This is a genomic window from Pseudomonas sp. TH08 (assembly GCF_016651275.1).
Lineage (GTDB): Bacteria > Pseudomonadota > Gammaproteobacteria > Pseudomonadales > Pseudomonadaceae > Aquipseudomonas.
In genome coordinates this window covers 112,418-133,138 of record NZ_JAEKEE010000006.1, presented here as the reverse complement: position 1 = coordinate 133,138, position 20,721 = coordinate 112,418, and the positions used below count along the sequence as shown (strand labels likewise).

The following is a 20,721-nucleotide window of genomic DNA, read 5'->3' as shown; positions in this document are numbered from 1 at the left end:
GGCTTTTTGCCGTCTATTCTTGTGCCTGCCCGCCGTTATCCAGCCTCAACGGAGAGCTCCCCCATGACTGATTCCCCCGAGCGCGACGAGCGCCATCTGGCGCGTATGCAGCGCAAAAAAGCCGTGATCGACGAACGCATCGCCAACTCGCCCGACGAGTGCGGCCTGGTGCTGGTGCTGACCGGTAATGGCAAAGGCAAGAGCAGCTCGGCGTTCGGCATGCTCGCCCGCGCCATGGGCCACGGTATGCAGTGTGGCGTGGTGCAGTTCATCAAGGGCCGCAACAGCACCGGCGAAGAGCTGTTCTTCCGCCGCTTCCCGGAGCAGGTACGGTTCCACGTCATGGGCGAAGGCTTCACCTGGGAGACCCAGGATCGTCAACGCGACATCGCCGCCGCCGAAGCCGCTTGGGCCGTCTCCCGTGAACTGCTGCGCGATCCATTGATCGGCCTGGTGGTGCTCGATGAATTGAACATCGCCCTCAAACACGGTTATCTCGATCTCGATCAGGTGCTCAGCGATTTGCAGGCACGTCCGCCGATGCAGCACGTGATCGTCACCGGTCGCGCGGCCAAGCCGGAAATGATCGAAATGGGCGACACGGTCACCGAAATGGGCATGCTCAAACACGCCTTCCAGGCTGGCATCAAAGCGCAGAAAGGCGTCGAACTTTGAATCAACCACGTCACTGCCCGGCGGTACTCATTGCCGCGCCGGCCTCCGGTCAGGGCAAGACCACCGTCACCGCCGCGCTCGCCCGTTTGCATCGCAATCAGGGGCGCAAGGTGCGCGTTTTCAAATGCGGCCCGGACTTTCTCGATCCGATGATTCTCGAGCGCGCCAGCGGTGCGCCGGTGTATCAACTGGACATGTGGATGGTCGGCGAGCAGGAAAGTCGTCGTCTGTTGTGGGAAGCCGCCGCTGAGGCCGATCTGATCCTGATCGAAGGCGTGATGGGGTTGTTCGATGGCACGCCATCGAGCGCCGATCTGGCGCGACATTTTGGTGTGCCGGTGCTTGGAGTGATCGACGGCACGGCCATGGCGCAGACCTTTGGTGCGTTGGCGCTGGGCCTGGCGAAGTATCAGCCGGATCTGCCGTTTGCCGGAGTGTTGGCCAACCGTGTCGGCACTTTGCGCCACGCACAATTGCTCGAAGGCAGCCTCACTGAAGGTTTGCGCTGGTACGGCGCGTTGTCTCGCGAGACCGGCATCGAACTGCCGAGTCGACATCTTGGTCTGGTCCAGGCCAGCGAACTGAATGACCTTGATATGCGCCTCGACGCGGCCGCCGACGCGCTGGCCAGCAGTTGCGAGGTAGCGCTGCCACCGGCTGTGGAATTTGCCGCGCCTGACGTAGTTGTCGCAGAACCGCTGCTTGAAGGCGTGCGTATCGCGGTCGCACGTGATGAGGCGTTTGCCTTCACCTATGGCGCGAGTCTCGAGCTGCTGCGGGCGATGGGCGCCGAACTGAGTTTCTTCTCGCCGATCCGCGACACGCAATTGCCTGCGGCGGACAGTCTGTATCTGCCCGGTGGTTACCCGGAGTTGCATCACGTTGCGCTGTCGCAAAACACCGCGATGCTCGACGCGATCCGTGCGCATCATGCGGCCGGCAAACCGTTACTCGCCGAGTGTGGCGGCATGTTGTATCTGCTCGATTCCTTGACCGACGTCGAAGGCACTCGCGCCGAACTGGTCGGTTTGCTGGCGGGCGATGCGGTGATGCAAAAGCGTCTGGCGGCGTTGGCGCTGCAAGCGGTGGATCTGCCGGAAGGCTCTCTGCGTGGCCACACCTATCATCATTCGCTGACCACCACTGAGCTGACGCCGATTGCCCGTGGCTTGAGCCCGAATGGCGGGCGCGGGGCTGAGGCGGTTTATCGGGAAGGGCGGATGACGGCTTCTTATGTGCACTTCTATTTCCCGTCGAATCCTGTGGCTGTCGCGGCACTCTTTGCGCCTGATGCCGAGGCCGCCTTCGCGAGCAGGCTCGCTCCCACAGTAAGTGATGCAGTGTCTGAAGAAACTCGGTCTCCTGTGGGAGCGAGCCTGCTCGCGAAGGGGCCATGAAAGATAACGCATATACAGAGGCCGAACGCCAAGCCGTCTATAGAGCCATCGCCGAACGCCGCGACATGCGCCACTTCACTGGCGGCACAGTCGAGCCCGAATTGCTGCGCCGTTTGCTCGAAGCCGCCCATCAGGCGCCGAGCGTCGGTCTGATGCAGCCCTGGCGTTTTATCCGCATCAGCGACCGTCCCCTGCGCGGCCAGATCCAGAACCTCGTCGAAGAAGAACGCGTCCGTACCGCCGAAGCCCTGGGCGAGCGCAGCGATGAATTCATGAAGCTCAAGGTCGAGGGCATCAACGACTGCGCCGAAGTGCTGGTGGCGGCGCTGATGGACGATCGCGAAAAACACATCTTCGGTCGCCGCACGCTACCGGAAATGGACATGGCGTCGTTGTCCTGTGCGATTCAGAACCTCTGGCTGGCTTCCCGTGCCGAAGGACTGGGCATGGGCTGGGTCTCGTTGTTCGAGCCACAGGCGCTGGCCGATCTGTTGAAATTGCCGGCCGGGGCCAAGCCGCTGGCGGTGTTATGTCTGGGCCCGGTCAAGGAATTTTATCCGGCGCCGATGCTGGTACTCGAAGGGTGGGCGCAGGCGCGTCCGCTCAATGAGTTGCTGTACGACAATTATTGGGGAGTGAGTCAATGAGTGTGGCGTTGTTGAGTGTCGCCGCAGTTGCGCTGGATGCGTTGCTGGGTGAACCGAAACGCTGGCATCCGCTGGTGGCGTTCGGCAATTTTGCCGGGCGCATCGAGCAACGTTTCAATGCCGCCGGCCGAGGCTGGCGCAGTCATGGCGTCACGGCCTGGGTGATCGCGGTGCTGCCGTTGACGCTGCTCGCGACGGCATTTTCCTGGGCACCTTATGTCGGTTGGCTCGTCGAGATTCTCGCGCTGTATTGCGCCCTTGGCATGCGCAGCCTCGGTGAGCATGTCGCACCCGTGGCCGCTGCGTTGCGCGCGGATGATCTGGACGAAGCACGCAAGCGCGTCGGTTATCTGGTCAGCCGTCAAACCGATGAACTCGACAGCACCGCTGTCGCCCGCGCCGCCACCGAATCGGTGCTGGAGAACGGCAGCGACGCGGTATTCGCCGCGCTGTTCTGGTTTGTCGTCGCCGGTGCGCCGGGCGTGGTGCTCTATCGCTTGAGCAATACGCTCGATGCGATGTGGGGTTATCGCAACGAACGTTTCGAACGTTTTGGCTGGGCAGCGGCAAAAATCGACGACGTGCTCAACTACATTCCTGCGCGTCTGGTGGCGTTGACCTACGCGCTGCTGGGTAAAACCCGACTGGCGTTGAAGTGCTGGCGCACTCAGGCGCCGCAGTGGGACAGCCCCAACGCAGGTCCGGTGATGGCGGCGGGTGCCGGTGCGCTCGGTGTTGAGCTTGGCGGCCCAGCGATCTATCACGGCGAATTGCATGAGCGTCCGCAACTCGGCGAAGGCGCGCCAGCCGATGCCGATTCCATTGATCGCGGCTGGCAATTGGTGCAGCGCGGGGTATGGTTGTGGCTGCTGATTCTTTGCGTGGGGGCTGAATTCTATGCTTGAGCACGGTGGCCGCTTGCGCAAAGCGGCGCAGCAATACGGCATCGCCGAAAGCGATTGGCTTGACCTGTCCAGCGGTCTGGCACCGTGGCCATTTCCGGTTCCGGATATCCCGCTGCGCGCCTGGGCACGTTTGCCGGAAACCGACGATGGTCTGGAACAAGCTGCCTGCGACTACTACGGTGCATCGCAGGTATTACCGGTCGCCGGTTCACAGATGGCCATCCAGTTGCTGCCGCGCTTGCGCCGGGCCGGCAAGGTTGGCGTGTTGTCGCCGTGCTACGCCGAGCATGCCGAGGCGTGGCGCCGCAGCGGTTACATCGTGCGTGAGGTCATGGAGCAAGAAGTCGAGTTTTTTCTCGACAGCCTCGACGTGCTGGTGGTGGTCAATCCGAACAATCCGACCGGCCTGAGCCTGACCCCGGCGCGCCTGCTCGACTGGCATGCGCGACTGGCGCAGCGCGGTGGCTGGCTGGTGGTCGATGAAGCGTTCATGGACAACTCACCACAACTCAGCCTGGCAGCCCATGCGCATCAGGTCGGCTTGATCGTGTTGCGTTCGTTCGGCAAATTTTTCGGTCTGGCCGGGGTGCGTCTGGGGTTTGTGCTGGCCGAGCGCAAGTTGCTCAGACTGCTTGCCGAACAGGTCGGGCCGTGGGCGGTCAGCGGGCCGACGCGGGTACTCGGCCAGGCGTGCCTGGAAGACACCGAGGGCCATACCCGACAACGGATTCGCAGCGATGAAGCGAGCTCAAGACTGGCCTCGTTGCTGGAGCGCTACGGCTTCAAGCCCCAGGGCGGCTGCGCGCTGTTTCAGTGGCTGATCACCGAGCACGCCCAGACACTGCACGACTTCATGGCGCGGCGCGGCATTCTCCTGCGCATCTTCACGCATAACAGCAGCCTGCGTTTTGGCCTGCCTGCCGATGCCGCCGAAGAGGCGCGTCTTGAACAGGCGCTGCAAGCATTCACCAAGGATTGCTCCAAGGAACAGTCAGCATGACAACCCTGATGGTGCAGGGCACCACTTCCGATGCCGGTAAAAGTACGCTGGTCACGGCACTGTGCCGCTGGGCAACCCGTCAGGGTGTAGCGGTGGTGCCGTTCAAGCCGCAGAACATGGCGCTCAACAGCGCAGTGACCGCCGACGGTGGCGAGATCGGCCGTGCGCAAGCGGTGCAAGCGCAAGCGGCGTTTCTCGCGCCGCACACTGACATGAATCCGGTGCTGCTCAAACCCAACAGCGACACTGGCGCGCAGGTGATCATCCATGGCCGCGCGGTCACCAGCATGAACGCCGTCGCCTATCACGACTACAAAGCCATCGCGATGAAAGCGGTGCTCGCCTCGCACGAGCGCCTCAGCGCGGCGTATCCGCTGGTGATGGTCGAAGGCGCAGGCTCGCCAGCGGAAATCAATCTGCGTGCCGGCGACATCGCCAACATGGGCTTTGCCGAAGCAGTCGATTGCCCGGTGCTGCTGATTGCCGACATCAATCGCGGTGGGGTTTTCGCGCACTTGGTCGGCACCCTGGAACTGCTCTCGCCAAGTGAGCAGGCACGGGTCAAAGGCTTCATCATCAACCGTTTTCGCGGCGACATCGCCCTGCTGCAACCGGGCCTGGACTGGCTTGAGCAGCGCACCGGCAAGCCGGTCGTAGGTGTGTTGCCGTACGTGATGGATCTGCATCTGGAAGCCGAAGACGGCATTGATCAACGCCAGACCGACAAGGCTGAGCAACTGTTGAAAGTGCTGGTGCCGGTGCTGCCGCGCATCAGTAACCACACCGATTTCGACCCGTTGCGATTACATCCGCAGGTCGATCTGCAATTCGTTGGTCCGGGGCAGGCGATTCCTGCGGCGGATTTGATCATCCTGCCCGGCTCGAAAAGCGTGCGCAGTGACCTGGCGTATCTGCGCGCCAATGGCTGGGACGTGGCGATCAGTCGGCACTTGCGTTACGGCGGCAAAGTGTTGGGGATCTGCGGCGGCCTGCAAATGCTCGGTGAGCAGGTACATGACCCGTTGGGGCTGGAGGGCGCGGCGGGTTCCAGTGCCGGTTTGGGTTTGTTGGCGTTTGATACGACGCTGGAGGCCGAGAAACAGCTGCGCAATGTGCGGGGAAGATTGGCGCTGGAAGAGGCCGAGGTCAGCGGCTATGAAATTCATGCTGGCGTGACCACCGGGCCGGCCTTGGAAAACGCCGCGGTGCATCTGGATGACGGCCGCTGCGATGGTGCGCAAAGTGCTGATGGGCAAGTGTTCGGCACGTATCTGCATGGCTTGTTCGAGTCGCCGGCGGCCAGTGCGGCGTTGTTGCGCTGGGCCGGCTTGAGTGATGTGCAGGAAGTGGATTACCACGGCTTGCGCGAGCGTGATATCGAGCGGTTGGCGGATCTGGTGGAGAAGCATCTCGATACCGGTTTGTTGCGTCAGCTCTGTGGGATTTGAATGGCCTGTGCCGGCCCCTTCGCGAGCAGGCTCACTCCTACAGGGATTTGAGCTGTACACCCAATCAGTGGCCGTTCGAGATCCCTGTGGGAGCGAGCCTGCTCGCGAAAGAGCTGGTCGGCTCAACACATAATTTTCAGGATTCCCTCATGCTCCAACTGATCCTCGGTGGCGCTCGTTCCGGCAAAAGTCGCCTGGCAGAAAAACTCGCCAGCGAAAGCCACCTGGCGGTCACTTATATCGCCACCAGCCAACCGCTCGACGGTGAAATGAGCGACCGCGTCGCCCATCACCGCGCCCGTCGCCCTGTCGAATGGGCACTCATCGAAGAGCCGCTTGAACTGGCTCGCATCCTGCGTGAATCCGCCAGCGCCGAGCGCTGTCTGCTGGTCGATTGCCTGACCCTGTGGCTGACCAATCTGCTGATGCTCGAGGACGTCGAACGCCTCGCCACCGAGCGCGACGCCTTGCTGGACTGCCTGGCAACGCTGCCGGGCGAAATCATTTTTGTCAGCAACGAGACCGGAATGGGTGTCGTGCCGCTGGGCGAATTGACTCGCCGCTACGTCGATGAAGCCGGTTGGCTGCATCAAGCTCTGGCTGAGCGCTGTCAGCGTGTCGTACTGACCGTCGCCGGCCTGCCCCTGACTCTGAAAGGACCTGCGTTATGACTCAATCGTGGTGGCTCAATCCGTGCAAACCGGTGGATGCGAATGTCGTTGCACAAGCGGCGGCGCGGCAGCAGCAACTGACCAAGCCGGCCGGTTCGCTCGGTCGGCTTGAATCGGTTGCGGTGCAACTGGCTGGCCTGCAGGGGCAGGTCAAACCGACGCTCGAACAGGTCTGGATTGCGATTTTTGCCGGTGACCACGGCGTGGTCGCTGAAGGAGTTTCTGCGTTCCCGCAGGAAGTTACCGGGCAGATGCTGCTCAATTTTGTCAGCGGCGGCGCGGCGATCAGTGTGCTGGCGCGACAACTCGGTGCGCAGCTTGAAGTGGTGGATCTGGGCACGGTGACGCCGTCGCTGAATCTACCCGGTGTGCGTCATCTGAACATTGGGCTGGGCACGGCAAATTTCGTGCAGGGCGCGGCGATGACACAGGCGCAGGGCGAGCTCGCTTTGCTGGCCGGTCGTGACAGCGTGCTGCGCGCGAAAGAGGCGGGTGCGCAGTTGTTCATCGGCGGCGAAATGGGCATCGGCAACACCACCGCGGCGAGCGCCGTGGCTTGCGCGTTGCTGGATTGCCCGGTGGCGCTGCTGACCGGTCCGGGCACTGGCTTGAACGCCGAAGGTGTCAGCCGCAAGGCGCAAGTGATCGAGCGCGCGTTGTCACTGCATGCGGCGCAGCGGGGCGATGCCTTGCAGACGCTGTTCAACCTCGGTGGTTTCGAGATTGCAGCGCTGGCCGGTGCTTATCTGGCCTGCGCTCAGGCAGGCGTTGCGGTATTGGTCGACGGCTTTATCTGCACGGTCGCCGCGCTCGTCGCTGTGCGCCTGAATCCGGCGTGCCGCGAGTGGTTGTTGTTCGGCCATCGTGGTGCCGAGCCGGGTCATCGGCATGTCCTGGAAGCTCTGCAAGCCGAGCCGCTGCTGGAACTCGGTCTGCGTCTGGGCGAGGGCAGCGGTGCTGCGTTGGCGGTACCGTTGTTGCGTCTGGCCTGTGACCTGCACGGGCAGATGGCGACGTTCGCAGAAGCGGCAGTGGCGGATCGCCCGGCATGACGTTGCGTCTGGATCTGCTGCGTCACGGCGAGACTGAACTGGGCGGAGGGTTGCGCGGCAGTCTCGACGATGCGCTCACCGACACCGGTTGGGCACAGATGCGCACGGCGGTGGTTGCGGCGGGGCCATGGGATCGTCTGGTCAGCTCGCCATTGCAGCGTTGTGCGCGTTTCGCTGATGAACTTGGCGAGCAACTGAATCTGCCGGTGCAACGGGACAAGGATCTGCAGGAACTGCATTTCGGCGCGTGGGAAGGGCAGAGTGCGGCGGCGTTGATGGAGACGGATGCGCAAGCACTCGGGCTGTTCTGGGCTGATCCTTATTCGTTTACACCGCCACAGGGCGAGCCGGTCAGTGATTTTTCTGCGCGGGTATTGGCGGCGGTCAAGCGCCTGCACGGGGCCTATGCCGGTGAACGGGTGTTGCTGATCAGTCATGGCGGTGTGATGCGTTTGCTGCTGGCACAGGCGCGGGGTTTGCCGCGTGAACAATTGCTCAGCGTTGAAGTGGCGCATGGTGCGCTGTTTTCCCTGACGGTTGAGGCCGACGGTTCGCTCAAGGAAGGTCATTGATATGTTGCCGCTGTGGATCGCCCTGCAATTTCTCAGCAGCCTGCCGATTCGTTTGCGGGGAATGCCCGAGCCCGAACAGCTTGGGCGTTCACTGCTGTTTTATCCGCTGGTGGGTCTGCTGTTCGGTGCGATTCTCTGGGGGTTGAATCTGTTCTTGGCTGGCGCGCCGCTGTTGCTGCACGCAGCGCTGCTGTTGACGGTGTGGGTGCTGCTCAGTGGCGCGTTGCACCTGGATGGTCTGGCCGATAGCGCCGATGCCTGGCTCGGTGGTTTTGGTGATCGCGAGCGCACGCTGACAATCATGAAGGATCCGCGCAGCGGGCCGATTGCGGTGGTGACGCTGGTGTTGGTGTTGCTGCTGAAGTTTGCCGCGCTGCTGGCGTTGATCGAGCAACAGCAGGGGGCGGCATTGATCATCGTGCCGTTGCTGGGACGGGCGGCGTTGCTGGGGTTGTTTCTGACCACGCCGTATGTGCGTGCGGGTGGCTTGGGCCAGGCGTTGGCGGATCATTTGCCGCGCAGGGTCGGTTGGTGGGTTTTGGCGATTAGCGCCGTGGCCTGTGTGGTGATTGCCGGGTTCAGCGCCGTCGTTGCGCTGGTGATTGCTGTCGGAGTGTTTGTCTGGCTGCGGCGGGTGATGGTGCGGCGGTTGGGTGGTACGACCGGTGATACGGCGGGGGCGTTGCTGGAATTGCTGGAGATGGCGGTGCTGGTTGGGCTGGTTCTGGTCTAAGAGATTATTGCTGGATGGGCTGGCCCCATCGCGAGCAGGCTCACTCCTACAATTTGAAATGCATTCCCCTGTAGGAGTGAGCCTGCTCGCGAAATCGGTGTACCAGGCGCCACAAATGTTATGGGTAAACTCATCTGTAACTTGATTTAACACATTCGCGGGTATATACACGCATCATGCTTTCTTCTCAGTGTTTGTGCACCAACCTGCGTCGCGCCGCGCGTGGCGTCAGCAGGCATTACGACGGCGCTCTCGATGGCTTCGGGATCAACGTTGCCCAGTATTCTCTGCTGTGCAACCTGCAACGTCTGGATCAACCGAGCATCTCCGAACTCGCCGAGGCCATGGGCCTGGATCGCAGCACCCTGGGACGCAATGTGCGCGTGCTGGAGGGTGAAGGGTTAGTGGCGCTGGCGGAGGGTGCAGACATGCGCAACCGCATCGTCCGGCTCACCGAAACCGGTGCGCAACGCCTCGCAGCAGCGCTGCCGGCCTGGGAAGCGGCGCAGCAACGGCTGATCGACCGTCTGGGCGCCGAGAAGCGTGAAACCTTGCTCAAATTGCTGGATGAACTGGCCTGACGCCAGTTTTTTCAGGTTCAAGCGGGTATATACCCGCGACCGGAGAATAACAATGACATCGATGTGGCGTACGTGCGGTTGGGTGTTGGTCGGAAGTGCGCTGATTCTGGCGTTGTCACTGGGAGTGCGTCACGGCTTCGGTTTGTTTCTGTCGCCGATGAGTGCGCAATTCGGCTGGGGGCGCGAAGTGTTTGCCTTCGCCATCGCTTTGCAGAACCTGATCTGGGGCTTGGCGCAGCCGTTCACCGGGGCGCTGGCCGACCGTTTCGGTGCGGCAAAAGTGGTGCTGGTCGGCGGTGTGCTCTACGCCGCGGGGCTGGTGTGCATGGGCCTGTCGGATTCGGCGGTAACCTTGTCGCTGAGTGCCGGCCTGCTGATCGGTATCGGCCTGTCAGGCACGTCGTTTTCAGTAATCCTCGGCGTGGTCGGGCGCGCCGTGCCGCCGGAGAAACGCAGCATGGGCATGGGCATTGCCAGCGCTGCCGGCTCCTTCGGCCAATTCGCCATGTTACCGGGCACACTGGGGTTGATTGGCTGGCTTGGCTGGTCAGCTGCGTTGTTGGTGCTGGGCCTTCTGGTGGCGATGATCGTGCCGCTGGTGAGCATGCTCAAAGACAAGCCGCTGCCGCTGGCCGGCCATGAACAGACGCTGTCCGAAGCCCTGCGTGAGGCATGTTCGCATTCGGGGTTCTGGCTGTTGGCGTTCGGTTTTTTCGTCTGTGGTTTTCAGGTGGTGTTCATCGGCGTGCATTTGCCGGCCTATCTGGTCGATCAGCATCTGCCGGCAACTGTCGGCACCACCGTTCTGGCGCTGATCGGGCTGTTCAATATCTTCGGCACCTACACCGCCGGCTGGCTCGGTGGGCGCATGTCGAAACCACGCTTGCTCACCGCGCTGTACCTGTTGCGTGCAGTGGTGATCGCGCTGTTTCTGTGGCTGCCGGTGACCACCACATCGGCGTATCTGTTCGGCATGGCCATGGGCTTCCTGTGGTTGTCGACGGTGCCGTTGACCAACGGTACGGTGGCGACCTTGTTCGGCGTGCGCAACCTGTCCATGCTTGGTGGCATCGTGTTCCTGTTCCATCAGCTTGGCTCTTTTCTGGGCGGCTGGCTGGGCGGGGTGGTGTATGACCGTACCGGGAGTTATGACTTGATCTGGCAAGTGGCGATTCTTCTCAGCCTGCTGGCGGCGGCGTTGAACTGGCCGGTGCGCGAGCGCCCGGTTGCTCGCCTGCAAGCCAGTGCGAGCCCCGCATGAGCCGAGTCTGGCCACGTATTGCCATCACCGCACTCGGTGTCGCCCTGCTGGCGCTGGTGTGGTGGGGTTGGCATCAGGGCGGTCTGGCGTTGATGCAACTGGGCATGAGCATTTGCTAGAACGTGGCACGGCGAGTAACGTCGAGTTCTGACGAACGCTCAAGGATGCTCGAGATGCTGATGCGCTGGTGTGCGGTTCCCGCGTTGTTGATGGCGTTGACCGGATTGGCTCAGGCCGCCGATTGCCCGGAAGTATTGCAAGGCTCGTTGCCCAAGTTGCGGGCTAAAGAGTCCATTGATCTGTGCAAGCAGTACGCCGACAAACCGCTGGTGGTGGTCAACACCGCCAGTTTCTGCGGTTTCGCGCCACAGTTCGAAGGGCTTGAGGCGCTGCATAAGCGCTACGAAGGGCAAGGGCTGGAAATGCTCGGCGTTCCTTCCAATGACTTCAAGCAGGAGTCCAAGGACAGCGCCGAGACTGCCAAGGTCTGCTACGCCAACTACGGCGTGACCTTCGCCATGACCGAACCGCAAAAAGTCCGTGGTGATGACGCTACGCATATGTTCCAGGTGCTGGCGGCACAAAGCAGCGCGCCGAAGTGGAATTTCTACAAATACGTGATTGATCGCCAGGGCAAGGTCATCGCCAATTTCTCCAGCCTGACCAAGCCGGATGATCCGGAGTTTATTGCCGCGATCGAAAAGGCCATCGCCTCGAAACCCCTCAAACCATAACCCCGGCGCCCCTGCGATAGCTCTGTAGGAGCTGCGGCACGCTGCGATCTTTTGATCCTGGTGTTGAGATCAAGATCCAAAGATCGCAGCCTCGTGTCACTCGACAGCTCCTACAGGGGAGCCGTTGCGAAGGCATGAAAAAGCCCCGCTTTCTGCAAAGAGAGCGGGGCTTTTCAGTGGGCGAGGGGTTAGCCTCGCCGCGCAGCATCAGAAGCGGTAAGTAGCGCCGACACCGAAACCGTTCGCCGAGTTTTCATACTTGGCGTCGTAGGTCTGGCCACGATCGTTTTCGTTGTGGATCTTCACCGACTCTTCTTTCAGGTACGAGTAAGCAACGTCGATGGTCAGGTCTTCGGTCGGGCTCCAGCCGGCACCGATGCTGAAGATTGTCCGGTCGCCAGTAGGAATACGTGGCGAGCGGTCGACGTTGTTGGTCGGCGATTGGTCAAAGGTCAGACCGGTACGCAGTACCCATTCCTTGTTCAACTGGTACGACGTACCCACGGCGTAAGCCCAGGAGTCGTGCCAGTTCTGGTCTTCGGTGATCTCGCCAAACTGACCGGCCAGCAGCGGCTGAACGCCCGAGTTTTCTACGGTGATCTTTTTCAGCTGGCTCCAACGGGTGAAGGTGGAACCGGCATAGACGTTCCACTGGTCGTTGATGGCCTGGGTGACCGAGAAGTCCACGGATTCAGGCGTGGTGATCTTCAGCGAAGCGTCGTACTTCTGGTTGGCGCCCAGGCCGATTGCGCCCAGCACACCGTAGTTGACCTTGGTGTTGCCTTCGAGCTTGTAGTCGACTTTCGAGTGGTAAGTCAGACCCAGGCGAGTGGTGTCAGTGGCTTGCACCAGCACACCAATGTTGTAGCCCAGTGCGGTGTCGTCACCCTTGATCTTGACCTTGCCGTCCGGAGCGGCCTGAGTGATCGACAGGTTCGATTCCAGGGTGCCGTCGATGCGGTTGATGGTCGGACCGAAACCGATCGACACCACGTCGTTGAACTTGTAGCTCACGGTTGGCTGGAAGGTGATGACTTGTACTTCGGACTTGCTGCCGAAGTAGCGGCCGGCGAAGTTGTTTTCGTAGTCGGTAATCAGGCCGAACGGCACGTAGACGCCGAGACCGAATGCCCAATGCTCATCGATCGGTTTGACGTAGAAGCCCATAGGTACGGAGGTGAAGGGCACCATGTCGCCTTTGTTGCTGCCGCCGTTAGGGCTGGAGCTGGCATCGCTGATATCGGTTTTTGCGTCGAGGAATGCAACACCGCCAGTGACTTGTTCACGCTCGATGCGCGACATGCCGGCAGGGTTGCCATAAACAGTGCTTGCGTCGTCGGCAGAAGAGGATCGCCCAGCGTAACCGGTGCCCATCCCGCTGATACTGTGTTCGTTGATGGCAAAGCCAGCTGCGAAGATCTGGGTGGATGCCATGGTAACGGCGAGGCTAAGGGTGGTTTTGAGCATTACTTTTTTCATTATTAGAACTCCTGGTGATCACCGGGGCGAAAATTACCAAGATTTTCGTCCCAGCGCTATAGTCCGTATGCCTTGAGTTAGAGCGGTTTTGTAGGACAATCCGACCAGAATCGCGACCTGTTGGCAGATCTTTTGAAACCAGTCGGTCAGCAAGCGACCTGATTCAATGTTGAAACACAGGTTTGCCAGGCGTAAGTGAAGTCGCGCAGACGACCTTGGGGTTGAAAGGTCTGGCGCCAGATACGCGCCATTCCCAGCAAATCGTTTGAGTCGGGGAGGGTGGGGTTTTGCTCTTCGACCAGCAGCCAGGCAATGGCCGTGGCGTAACGCAGATTGACCGTCAGTTCCAGGTGCGGGCCGGTCAGGAAAGCATGCTGGCTGGCGAGGCCGCGAACCAGGCTGGCGCGTTCCGGGTCGAGCGCCAGATAATCATCCCAAAGGGCCTGGTGACGGTGCTCGGCGATGCGGTACAGGCCGTGGCCCCGGCGGTCATGCAGGGCGGAGCCGAGAGCGGATTGGCTGGCGGCGATGCCCAGCAGCAGAGATTCGGCAGTCGCGCTGTGGCGTCCCAGATAGATCAGCGTGGGACGGATCACGTAGCGGCACAGTTCGCTGGCAGCGATACCCATAAAACCCTCGGTTCTTGTTATTAATGGCGAGACCTGAAGGGGGCTTGGCAGCAGTGGATCGGTTCAGGCTCGCCGCAAGCGGATCACGCCGCTTGAGTTGAAGTGTAGTGTCATATTCGCGACGTAAAGGCCTGTTTTTAAAATATTTCCGGCTCCGAGTTATAACCGTTATATCCGTTGGTGCTTAAGCGCCAGCGGCAAAAAGTGAAACATCGGGCAATAAAAAGCCCCGCATTTTGTGCGGGGCTTTTGCTTTTGCAGCCTTTTCGGCTTTCAGGCAACCAGTGCCTGACGTGTACGGTCGATCACGGCCTGCAGCGGTTCAGCGCTGGAGTATTGATCTGGGTACAGACGCTCGCTGTGGCGGGCGATACCGTGTTCGTTGACCAATGTGAAGCTGAAGCAGCCTTTGCGAGCGGCCATGATCAGGCAGTTCATCGGAGCAAAAGCGTTAGTTAGGGTGCGAATGGCATCCTGAGTATGGATTTGAGTAGACATAGTTATTAGGTGTTCCTACAAATGACACGGATAAGAACCGTGCAACGTTAAAACGTTCCAGTAACGTCGACCACCATTGGTCGAACGAAGAACCCGACTGGAACAAAGCAGCCAGTTTGAAGCGCTTATAAGTTGGCGCGCTTGGGCTGGCAGGTAGGTACTTAGGAGGGCAGGCAACACATCAAGGGCAAAGGTTCTGGGCCCGGGGTGAAGATCCTGATCAATTTGCAGGTTGGTTCGGTCAGAGTAAGTGGCCTTCGCAACACCCTTTGCATTTATCAAAGGCAGTGCTGTCGCAAGATTTACCTGGAAACCATCGAGGGGTCGTTCCCGCTGTTTTCGGTAGGGGCTTCTTGGAAGAAGGCTGACCGTGGGGATGTGTTCGACCGGAATTGACTTTCAGCTTGGTACTAACGCCGCGGATAGTAACGGATCGAAATGGCTAAAGCAAATCCTTGTTGAAAAAACATTGCAAGTGCCGCGAAGGTCTGCTCGCGCCGTTGCAAGTGCGCCCCGTATTGGCTCATTTATCGACCATCGGTCGGTGAAGAATTTGTCATGAAGTGGCGTGCCAGACCGGTTTATCCCCAGATGAGGCTCCAAACGACCCGAAAAAGCGCATCGATATAACCGGGTAACAGGTACTTGTGCACATTAGTTGCGCGAGCTGTAACAACGCTGTCACACCAAACCTGACTCCGGTGGCTGCCTGCATCGAAAGTTTAAGTCAATGAAAAACATCGCTTTTTTTTGTTGGTGAAAAAATCGTCAGTTTGACTGCGGGCCCCATTCTACAAGGCTTTGCGAGGGTTGAAGGACGGTTGTCCACTGAGTTATCCACAGCTTCTGTGGATTGTCCCGAGCGCTTGCTCTAGCACGGGCGTGCCGGGTTATTTTTCGACTTTACCTGTAAGAAAAAGAGAGTAGAGTGGCGCGCCTTCCGATCTGTCCCACAGTGCTTTATGAAGTTTCGCTCAGTATCAGACTCTGTTACCTCACAACTCCCTCCTGTTACCCCGCCCAAGCGATTTTCCGTGCGTGTGGCCGAATGGCTACTCGACAGCCCGCGCCTGAGTGACAGCCATAATGCCAAGCACCTCGCCGGCCGCCTGCTCAAGCAACCGGCGCGCGAAGGCGTTGTGGCTGCACAAAGCCGCCTCGGCCAGCTGATGTGCCGCGAGTGTGGCAATGCCCGTGACCGACGTATCGGCCACGACCTGTTGCGCCAGGCTGCCCGCGCCGGCGACCTGCGTGCGCAACAGGAACTGGGCCTCATCGAAGACTGAGCTGTCCAAGCTCTGACACCTTGGTTAACCTTCAGGCTTTATCGGATCGGCAGGAGTCGCTATGGCTATGGACTTGACCAGCGTGTTGCTCGGTCTCGCAGGCGCAGGGTTGCCGCTGTTGGCGCTGGCCTGGCAACTACAGCGCCGGGCAAGCACCGGGCAGGCCGAGGTTGGCGTGCTCGAAGAGCGCCTGGCCATGGCGCAACTGGCGCAGGATGGCCTTAACGCTCAGCTTGAAGCCAGTCGTGACGAAGTAGCCGACCTTGGTCAGGCCAATGCCGCCAAGCAGGCCGAGCTGGCGGCCCTGCGTCGCGAAGTCGAGTTGCTGCAGATCGAGCGCGACGACGCCCGTGACGCGTCCCATGCCTGGAACCTCGAGCGTGCCAGCAAAGAAGCCGAACTGCGCCGCCTCGACGCTCAGGCCGCTTCGCTGAACGCCGAACTGCGTGAGCAGCAGGACAGCCATCAACAACGTCTCAACGATCTGCAAGGCTCGCGCGATGAGCTGCGTGCGCAGTTCGCCGAGCTGGCCGGGAAGATCTTCGACGAACGTGAACAGCGCTTCGCCGAGACCAGCCAGCAGCGTCTCGGGCAGTTGCTCGATCCGTTGAAAGAACGCATTCAATCCTTCGAAAAACGTGTGGAAGAAAGCTATCAGGCCGAAGCCCGTGAGCGCTTCTCGCTGGCCAAGGAACTGGAGCGGTTGCAGGCCCTCAACCTGCGTCTGAGCGACGAGGCAACCAACCTGACCCGAGCCCTCAAAGGTCAGAAGACCCAAGGTAACTGGGGCGAATTGATCCTCGAACGCGTGCTCGAACACGCCGGCCTGGAAAAGGGCCGCGAGTACCAGACGCAGGTCAATCTCAAGGGCCCGGACGGCGAGCGCTTCCAGCCCGACGTGATCATTTACCTGCCGGGTGACAAGCAAGTGGTGGTCGACTCCAAAGTCAGTCTCACGGCGTATCAACAATACGTTGCGGCTGATGACGACAGCCTCGGGCAAATCGCGATCAAGCAGCACGTGCTGTCGCTGCGTAATCACGTCAAAGGCCTGGCCGGCAAGGATTACAAGCGCCTGGAAGGCCTGCACAGCCTCGATTTCGTTTTACTGTTCGTGCCGATCGAAGCGGCGTTTTCGGCCGCCTTGCAGGCTGAGCCGAGCCTGTTTCAAGAGGCATTCGACCGCAACATCGTCATCGTCAGCCCGACCACGCTGCTGGCAACGCTGCGGGTGATCGACAGCCTTTGGAAGCAGGAGCGCCAAAGCCAGAACGCCCGGGAAATTGCCGAGCGCGCCGGCTGGCTGTACGACAAATTCGTCTTGTTCATTCAGGACCTGGACGAAGTCGGCAATCGCTTGCAGCAACTGGACAAGGCCTACAGCTCCGCGCGCAACAAACTCACAGAAGGGCGCGGCAACCTGGTCAGCCGCAGTGAACAGCTGAAATTGCTGGGCGCGCGGGCGAGCAAGAGCCTGCCGGCGGATCTGCTGGAACGGGCGATGACCGATGTCGACGGCTTGGTCGAGTTGCCAGAATAAAGACCAGAGATCGCAGGTAGGAGCTGCCGAAGGCTGCGATCTTGTGCTTTTAAAGCGGCACATACCGACTCAACAACGCCCGCAACGCCGCTGGCTTAACCGGTTTGGCCAGATAATCCAGCCCCGCCGCATGCACCTGCGCCACCATCTCCGGGCGTCCGTCAGCACTGATCACCACCCCCGGCACCGGCTCGCCCAGCGTGGTGCGCAACCACGCCATCAACTCAGTCCCGGTATCGCCGTGATCAAGGTGATAGTCGACCAACGCCAATTGTGGGCGCACTCCGTCGTTTAGCAGCGCCGCACATTCTTCACGATTGCGCGCGGTCCAGACCTGACAACCCCAACGGCTCAACAAGCTGTTCATGCCGATCAGAATGCTGTCTTCGTTATCGATGCACAGCACCTGCGCGCCGCTCATTAATTTGCCATTCAACTCGGCGACGGGGCTGGCTGGCACGGTTTGCGTGCGCGCCAACGGCACGCTGACACTGAACACGCTGCCGCGTCCCGGCCATGAACGTACGCGCAGCGTGTGGCCGAGCACGCGACACAAACCGTCGGCAATTGCCAAGCCCAGCCCAAGGCCTTTTTCGGCGCGGGTCTGATGGCTGTCGAGGCGTTTGAACTCCTCGAAAATCACCTGCTGTTTGTCTTCAGGAATGCCGGGGCCGCGATCCCATACTTCCAGACACAACTCGCCACCGCGTCGCCGTACGCCCAATAGCACCGGGCCCTTGGCATAACGGAAAGCGTTGGTGAGGAAGTTTTGCAGGATCCGTCGCAGCAGCTTGATGTCGCTGTCGATACGCATATGGCTGCCGCGCACACGGAACGTCAAGCCTTGTTCCTGCGCCAGAGCCTTGAACTCCGCGCCGAGAGTGTCGAACAACTCATTGACTGCAAACGGCTTGCGATCCGGGTTGATCTTGCCGTTTTCCAGCCGGGAAATGTCCAGCAGGTCGCTGATCAGATCCTCAGCCGAACGCAGTGAGCTGTCGAGATGCTGTACCAGTTTCTGCGCCTCGCTGCTCAAGCCGTCGTCCTGGTGGGAGAGGGCGGCGGAGAACAGGCGCGCGGCGTTCAACGGCTGCATCAAGTCATGACTGACGGCGGCGAGGAAACGGGTTTTCGACTGGTTCGCCGCCTCGGCGGTGCCTTTGGCTTCGGTGAGTGCGACGTTGAGTTGCGACAGTTCCTGTGTCCGCTCACTCACCCGCTGCTCCAGCCCTTCGTTGGCCTCGGTCAGTGCCTGTTCGGCTTCGCGGAACGCGGTGATGTCGGTGAAGCTCATGACGAAACCGCCGCCCGGCATCGGGTTGCCGATCAGTTCGATCACCCGGCCGTTGGGGAACAGCCGTTCTGACGTATGTGCGCGGCCCTGACGCATCCAGTGCAAGCGGCGGGCAACGTGGACTTCCGCTTCGCCGGGCCCGCACAAACCGCGTTCGGCGTTGTAGCGAATGATGTCGGCAATCGGCCGGCCGACGCTGATCAAGCCGTCCGGGTAATTGAACAGCTCCAGATAACGACGGTTCCAGGCCACCAGCTTCAGTGACTGGTCGACCACGCTGATGCCTTGGGTGATGTTCTCGATCGCGCCTTGCAACAGGGCTCGGTTGAATTGCAGGACTTCCGACGCTTCGTCGGCGATTCGGACGACGTCCTCCAACTGCATTTCCCGTCCTTCGATGGCGGCTTTTACTACAGCGCGTGTCGAGGAAGCGCCGAGGACACCGGCCAGCAGACGTTCGGTGTGGGCGATCCATTCGCCGTCGGCATTCTGATTCGGATTGAAGCCTTTGCCTTGGCGGTAGGCGAAACGAATGAAGCTTTGGCGTGCGCGTTCTTCACCGACAAAACGCGCCGCCAGTTGCAGCAAATCGTCAATTTGTACCGCGAGCATTGAGCGCGCACTCGGCCGGGCACTGATTTCCTGACCGATAAAACGCCCGGCCTGCCAGTGCTCGGAGACGCGTGTGCGGGACAGCACCGAGACCCACGCGAAGAGGGTGAAGTTACCGGCCAGCGACAGCACCACGCCTTGAGTCAGCGGCGTGATTGGCAGGTTCAGCGGGTTGCTATGCAGCCACGCCAGCCCGGGAAAACTGCTCAGCGACCAGCCAAGACTGTGCGCGGCAATCGGCAGGATCAGCGTGTAAAACCACAGGAACGTACCGGCAGCGAGACCGGCGAACACACCGCGACGGTTGGCCTGTTTCCAGTACAGCGCGCCGAGCATCGCCGGTGCCAGTTGCGTGACCGCCGCGAAGGCGATCTGGCCGATGGTCGCCAGGCTGGCCGTCGAACCGAGCAAGCGATAGCTGACGTAGGCGAGCAGCAGGATCAAAACGATGCTCACCCGACGCACCGAGAGCATCCATTGGCGGAACACCTCGAACGGGCGCTCGGCGTTGTTGCGCCGCAGCAACCATGGCAGCAGCATGTCGTTGGAAACCATGGTCGACAGCGCCACGCTGGCAACGATGACCATGCCGGTCGCTGCCGATGCGCCACCGATAAACGCCAGCATCGCCAACGCCGGGTGGGCCTGAGCGAGCGGCAAACTGATCACGAATGAGTCTGGCAGCACGTCACTGGGCAGCAGCATCTGACCGGCCAACGCGATAGGGACTACAAACAGCGCGGCCAAGGCGAGATAAGCCGGGAATACCCATTTGGCCAAGCGCAGATCTTGCGGATCGATGTTCTCCACCACCGTGACATGAAACTGCCGGGGCAGACAGATGATTGCCATCATCGCCACGCCGGTCTGCACGACCATCGACGGCCAATTAATCGTCTCTTTCCAGTATTCCTCAAGGCGCGGGGCGAGCATGGCCTGATTGAACAAGTCGTCGAAACCGTCATACAGGCCATAAGTCACGAAGGCGCCGACGGCAAGAAACGCGAACAGTTTGACCAGCGATTCGAAGGCAATCGCCAGCACCATGCCGCGGTGGTGCTCGGTGGCGTCGAGGTTGCGCGTACCGAAGACGATGGTGAACAGCGCCAGTACCAGCGACACAATCAATGCAGTGTCCTGGGCGCGGGTGCCCATGGCGTCGGCACCGGCACCGATCAGCAGGTTGACGCCGAGAACGATGCCTTTGAGTTGCAAGGCTATATAAGGCAGAACGCCGACCAGGCAGATCAGCGCGACCACCACCGCCAGGGTTTGCGATTTACCGTAGCGCGCGGCAATGAAGTCGGCGATGGAAGTGATGTTTTCCTGTTTGCTGATCATCACCATTTTTTGCAGAACCCACGGCGCGCCCACCAACAGCAGGATCGGCCCGAGGTAAATCGGCAGGAATGACCATAGTTGCTCGGCGGCCTGGCCGACCGCGCCGAAGAATGTCCAACTGGTGCAATAAACCGCCAGCGACAGGCTGTACACCCAGGCACGCATACGCGGCGGCAAAGGTGCGCTGCGACGGTCGCCGTAGAAGGCGATGGCGAACATGATGGCCATATAGGCCAGGGCGACGGCGGCGATCAGCCCGCTGGACAACGACATGCAACACTCCTGACAGAAGACCTCCCGGCACTCCTGCCCGGGCGGACAGTCTCGCATGCGCGGGGCGGTTAGTCAGTGTCGACCAAGGTCGTG

The 20,721-nt window shown here is 60.7% G+C and carries 20 protein-coding genes; 16 read left to right on the top strand and 4 right to left on the bottom strand.

Annotated elements, in window-relative coordinates; translation table 11 throughout:
* Window positions 1-63 precede the first annotated feature (63 nt).
* The 14 genes from cobO (at window position 64) to JFT91_RS26880 (ending at window position 11,676) form a co-directional block, all read left to right on the top strand.
* Window positions 64-675 (top strand): cob(I)yrinic acid a,c-diamide adenosyltransferase, encoded by a 612-nt coding sequence (gene cobO / locus JFT91_RS26940; RefSeq protein ID WP_201234391.1) that lies wholly within the window; start codon window positions 64-66, stop codon window positions 673-675.
* Entirely contained in the window at window positions 672-2,072 is a 1,401-nt protein-coding gene (locus JFT91_RS26935; RefSeq protein ID WP_201234390.1) for a cobyrinic acid a,c-diamide synthase CobB, read from the top strand. Before cobO ends, JFT91_RS26935 begins: the two co-directional genes overlap by 4 nt.
* Entirely contained in the window at window positions 2,069-2,719 is a 651-nt protein-coding gene (gene bluB, locus JFT91_RS26930) for a 5,6-dimethylbenzimidazole synthase (protein WP_201234389.1), read from the top strand. Before JFT91_RS26935 ends, bluB begins: the two co-directional genes overlap by 4 nt.
* Window positions 2,716-3,624: an adenosylcobinamide-phosphate synthase CbiB gene (cbiB, locus tag JFT91_RS26925; RefSeq protein WP_201227368.1), complete on the top strand. Its 909-nt coding sequence runs from the start codon at window positions 2,716-2,718 to the stop codon at window positions 3,622-3,624. Before bluB ends, cbiB begins: the two co-directional genes overlap by 4 nt.
* The gene (gene cobD / locus JFT91_RS26920) at window positions 3,617-4,624 is read left to right on the top strand and encodes a threonine-phosphate decarboxylase CobD (protein WP_201234388.1); all 1,008 of its coding nucleotides are present in this window, start codon (window positions 3,617-3,619) and stop codon (window positions 4,622-4,624) included. The genes cbiB and cobD overlap by 8 nt, the downstream gene beginning before the upstream one ends.
* The gene (locus tag JFT91_RS26915) at window positions 4,621-6,072 is read left to right on the top strand and encodes a cobyric acid synthase (RefSeq protein ID WP_201234387.1); all 1,452 of its coding nucleotides are present in this window, start codon (window positions 4,621-4,623) and stop codon (window positions 6,070-6,072) included. Before cobD ends, JFT91_RS26915 begins: the two co-directional genes overlap by 4 nt.
* A gap of 149 nt (window positions 6,073-6,221) precedes the next feature.
* Entirely contained in the window at window positions 6,222-6,743 is a 522-nt protein-coding gene (gene cobU / locus JFT91_RS26910; protein WP_201234386.1) for a bifunctional adenosylcobinamide kinase/adenosylcobinamide-phosphate guanylyltransferase, read from the top strand.
* Window positions 6,740-7,795: a nicotinate-nucleotide--dimethylbenzimidazole phosphoribosyltransferase gene (gene cobT / locus JFT91_RS26905; RefSeq protein ID WP_201234385.1), complete on the top strand. Its 1,056-nt coding sequence runs from the start codon at window positions 6,740-6,742 to the stop codon at window positions 7,793-7,795. Before cobU ends, cobT begins: the two co-directional genes overlap by 4 nt.
* Window positions 7,792-8,367, top strand: a complete 576-nt coding sequence (gene cobC, locus JFT91_RS26900) for an alpha-ribazole phosphatase family protein (protein ID WP_201201913.1) — start codon at window positions 7,792-7,794, stop codon at window positions 8,365-8,367. The genes cobT and cobC overlap by 4 nt, the downstream gene beginning before the upstream one ends.
* A gap of 1 nt (window position 8,368) precedes the next feature.
* Complete coding sequence (locus JFT91_RS26895; RefSeq protein ID WP_201234384.1) at window positions 8,369-9,100, top strand: adenosylcobinamide-GDP ribazoletransferase; 732 nt, start codon at window positions 8,369-8,371, stop codon at window positions 9,098-9,100.
* 176 nt (window positions 9,101-9,276) lie between these two features.
* Window positions 9,277-9,681, top strand: a complete 405-nt coding sequence (locus JFT91_RS26890) for a MarR family winged helix-turn-helix transcriptional regulator (RefSeq protein ID WP_201227361.1) — start codon at window positions 9,277-9,279, stop codon at window positions 9,679-9,681.
* A 52-nt stretch (window positions 9,682-9,733) separates the two neighbouring features.
* Window positions 9,734-10,942: an MFS transporter gene (locus tag JFT91_RS26885; RefSeq protein WP_201227360.1), complete on the top strand. Its 1,209-nt coding sequence runs from the start codon at window positions 9,734-9,736 to the stop codon at window positions 10,940-10,942.
* Window positions 10,939-11,061 carry a hypothetical protein gene (locus JFT91_RS29895; protein WP_277952777.1) on the top strand — a complete coding sequence of 41 codons (123 nt, stop codon included), beginning with the start codon at window positions 10,939-10,941 and terminating at the stop codon, window positions 11,059-11,061. Before JFT91_RS26885 ends, JFT91_RS29895 begins: the two co-directional genes overlap by 4 nt.
* A 54-nt stretch (window positions 11,062-11,115) precedes the next feature.
* Entirely contained in the window at window positions 11,116-11,676 is a 561-nt protein-coding gene (locus JFT91_RS26880) for a glutathione peroxidase (RefSeq protein WP_201234383.1), read from the top strand.
* Between the two features lie 207 nt (window positions 11,677-11,883).
* Here JFT91_RS26880 and JFT91_RS26875 read toward each other — a convergent pair whose 3' ends face one another.
* From JFT91_RS26875 to JFT91_RS26865, 3 genes are all read right to left on the bottom strand, one after another.
* Complete coding sequence (locus JFT91_RS26875) at window positions 11,884-13,155, bottom strand: OmpP1/FadL family transporter (RefSeq protein WP_201234382.1); 1,272 nt, start codon at window positions 13,153-13,155, stop codon at window positions 11,884-11,886.
* Window positions 13,156-13,301: 146 nt separating this feature from the next.
* The gene (locus JFT91_RS26870; RefSeq protein ID WP_201227357.1) at window positions 13,302-13,784 is read right to left on the bottom strand and encodes a hypothetical protein; all 483 of its coding nucleotides are present in this window, start codon (window positions 13,782-13,784) and stop codon (window positions 13,302-13,304) included.
* Between the two features lie 273 nt (window positions 13,785-14,057).
* On the bottom strand, window positions 14,058-14,282 hold the full coding sequence (locus JFT91_RS26865) for a hypothetical protein (RefSeq protein ID WP_003214941.1): 225 nt from the start codon (window positions 14,280-14,282) through the stop codon (window positions 14,058-14,060).
* A gap of 962 nt (window positions 14,283-15,244) precedes the next feature.
* Between JFT91_RS26865 and JFT91_RS26860 the strand changes: the two genes are divergently transcribed.
* The gene (locus tag JFT91_RS26860; RefSeq protein ID WP_201146755.1) at window positions 15,245-15,568 is read left to right on the top strand and encodes an SEL1-like repeat protein; all 324 of its coding nucleotides are present in this window, start codon (window positions 15,245-15,247) and stop codon (window positions 15,566-15,568) included.
* Between the two features lie 175 nt (window positions 15,569-15,743).
* Entirely contained in the window at window positions 15,744-17,108 is a 1,365-nt protein-coding gene (locus JFT91_RS26855; RefSeq protein WP_201228085.1) for a DNA recombination protein RmuC, read from the top strand.
* Between the two features lie 49 nt (window positions 17,109-17,157).
* On the opposite strand, the gene JFT91_RS26850 is transcribed toward JFT91_RS26855, so the two are convergent.
* A complete protein-coding gene (locus JFT91_RS26850; protein WP_201227356.1) occupies window positions 17,158-20,628 on the bottom strand; it encodes a hybrid sensor histidine kinase/response regulator in 3,471 nt (1,156 codons plus the stop codon).
* Window positions 20,629-20,721 lie beyond the last annotated feature (93 nt).

What these genes read in the sequence shown, in the direction of transcription:
- bluB (WP_201234389.1), top strand. Translation starts at nt 2,069, where the DNA reads ATGAAAGATAACGCATATACAGAGGCCGAACGCCAAGCCGTCTATAGA.
- JFT91_RS26895 (WP_201234384.1), top strand. Translation starts at nt 8,369, where the DNA reads ATGTTGCCGCTGTGGATCGCCCTGCAATTTCTCAGCAGCCTGCCGATT.
- JFT91_RS29895 (WP_277952777.1), top strand. Translation starts at nt 10,939, where the DNA reads ATGAGCCGAGTCTGGCCACGTATTGCCATCACCGCACTCGGTGTCGCC.
- JFT91_RS26860 (WP_201146755.1), top strand. Translation starts at nt 15,245, where the DNA reads ATGAAGTTTCGCTCAGTATCAGACTCTGTTACCTCACAACTCCCTCCT.
- JFT91_RS26875 (WP_201234382.1), bottom strand. Translation starts at nt 13,155, where the DNA reads ATGAAAAAAGTAATGCTCAAAACCACCCTTAGCCTCGCCGTTACCATG.
- JFT91_RS26865 (WP_003214941.1), bottom strand. Translation starts at nt 14,282, where the DNA reads ATGTCTACTCAAATCCATACTCAGGATGCCATTCGCACCCTAACTAAC.
- cobC (WP_201201913.1), top strand. Translation starts at nt 7,792, where the DNA reads ATGACGTTGCGTCTGGATCTGCTGCGTCACGGCGAGACTGAACTGGGC.
- cbiB (WP_201227368.1), top strand. Translation starts at nt 2,716, where the DNA reads ATGAGTGTGGCGTTGTTGAGTGTCGCCGCAGTTGCGCTGGATGCGTTG.
- cobD (WP_201234388.1), top strand. Translation starts at nt 3,617, where the DNA reads ATGCTTGAGCACGGTGGCCGCTTGCGCAAAGCGGCGCAGCAATACGGC.
- JFT91_RS26915 (WP_201234387.1), top strand. Translation starts at nt 4,621, where the DNA reads ATGACAACCCTGATGGTGCAGGGCACCACTTCCGATGCCGGTAAAAGT.
- JFT91_RS26890 (WP_201227361.1), top strand. Translation starts at nt 9,277, where the DNA reads ATGCTTTCTTCTCAGTGTTTGTGCACCAACCTGCGTCGCGCCGCGCGT.
- JFT91_RS26880 (WP_201234383.1), top strand. Translation starts at nt 11,116, where the DNA reads ATGCTGATGCGCTGGTGTGCGGTTCCCGCGTTGTTGATGGCGTTGACC.
- JFT91_RS26850 (WP_201227356.1), bottom strand. Translation starts at nt 20,628, where the DNA reads ATGTCGTTGTCCAGCGGGCTGATCGCCGCCGTCGCCCTGGCCTATATG.
- cobU (WP_201234386.1), top strand. Translation starts at nt 6,222, where the DNA reads ATGCTCCAACTGATCCTCGGTGGCGCTCGTTCCGGCAAAAGTCGCCTG.
- cobO (WP_201234391.1), top strand. Translation starts at nt 64, where the DNA reads ATGACTGATTCCCCCGAGCGCGACGAGCGCCATCTGGCGCGTATGCAG.
- cobT (WP_201234385.1), top strand. Translation starts at nt 6,740, where the DNA reads ATGACTCAATCGTGGTGGCTCAATCCGTGCAAACCGGTGGATGCGAAT.
- JFT91_RS26870 (WP_201227357.1), bottom strand. Translation starts at nt 13,784, where the DNA reads ATGGGTATCGCTGCCAGCGAACTGTGCCGCTACGTGATCCGTCCCACG.
- JFT91_RS26885 (WP_201227360.1), top strand. Translation starts at nt 9,734, where the DNA reads ATGACATCGATGTGGCGTACGTGCGGTTGGGTGTTGGTCGGAAGTGCG.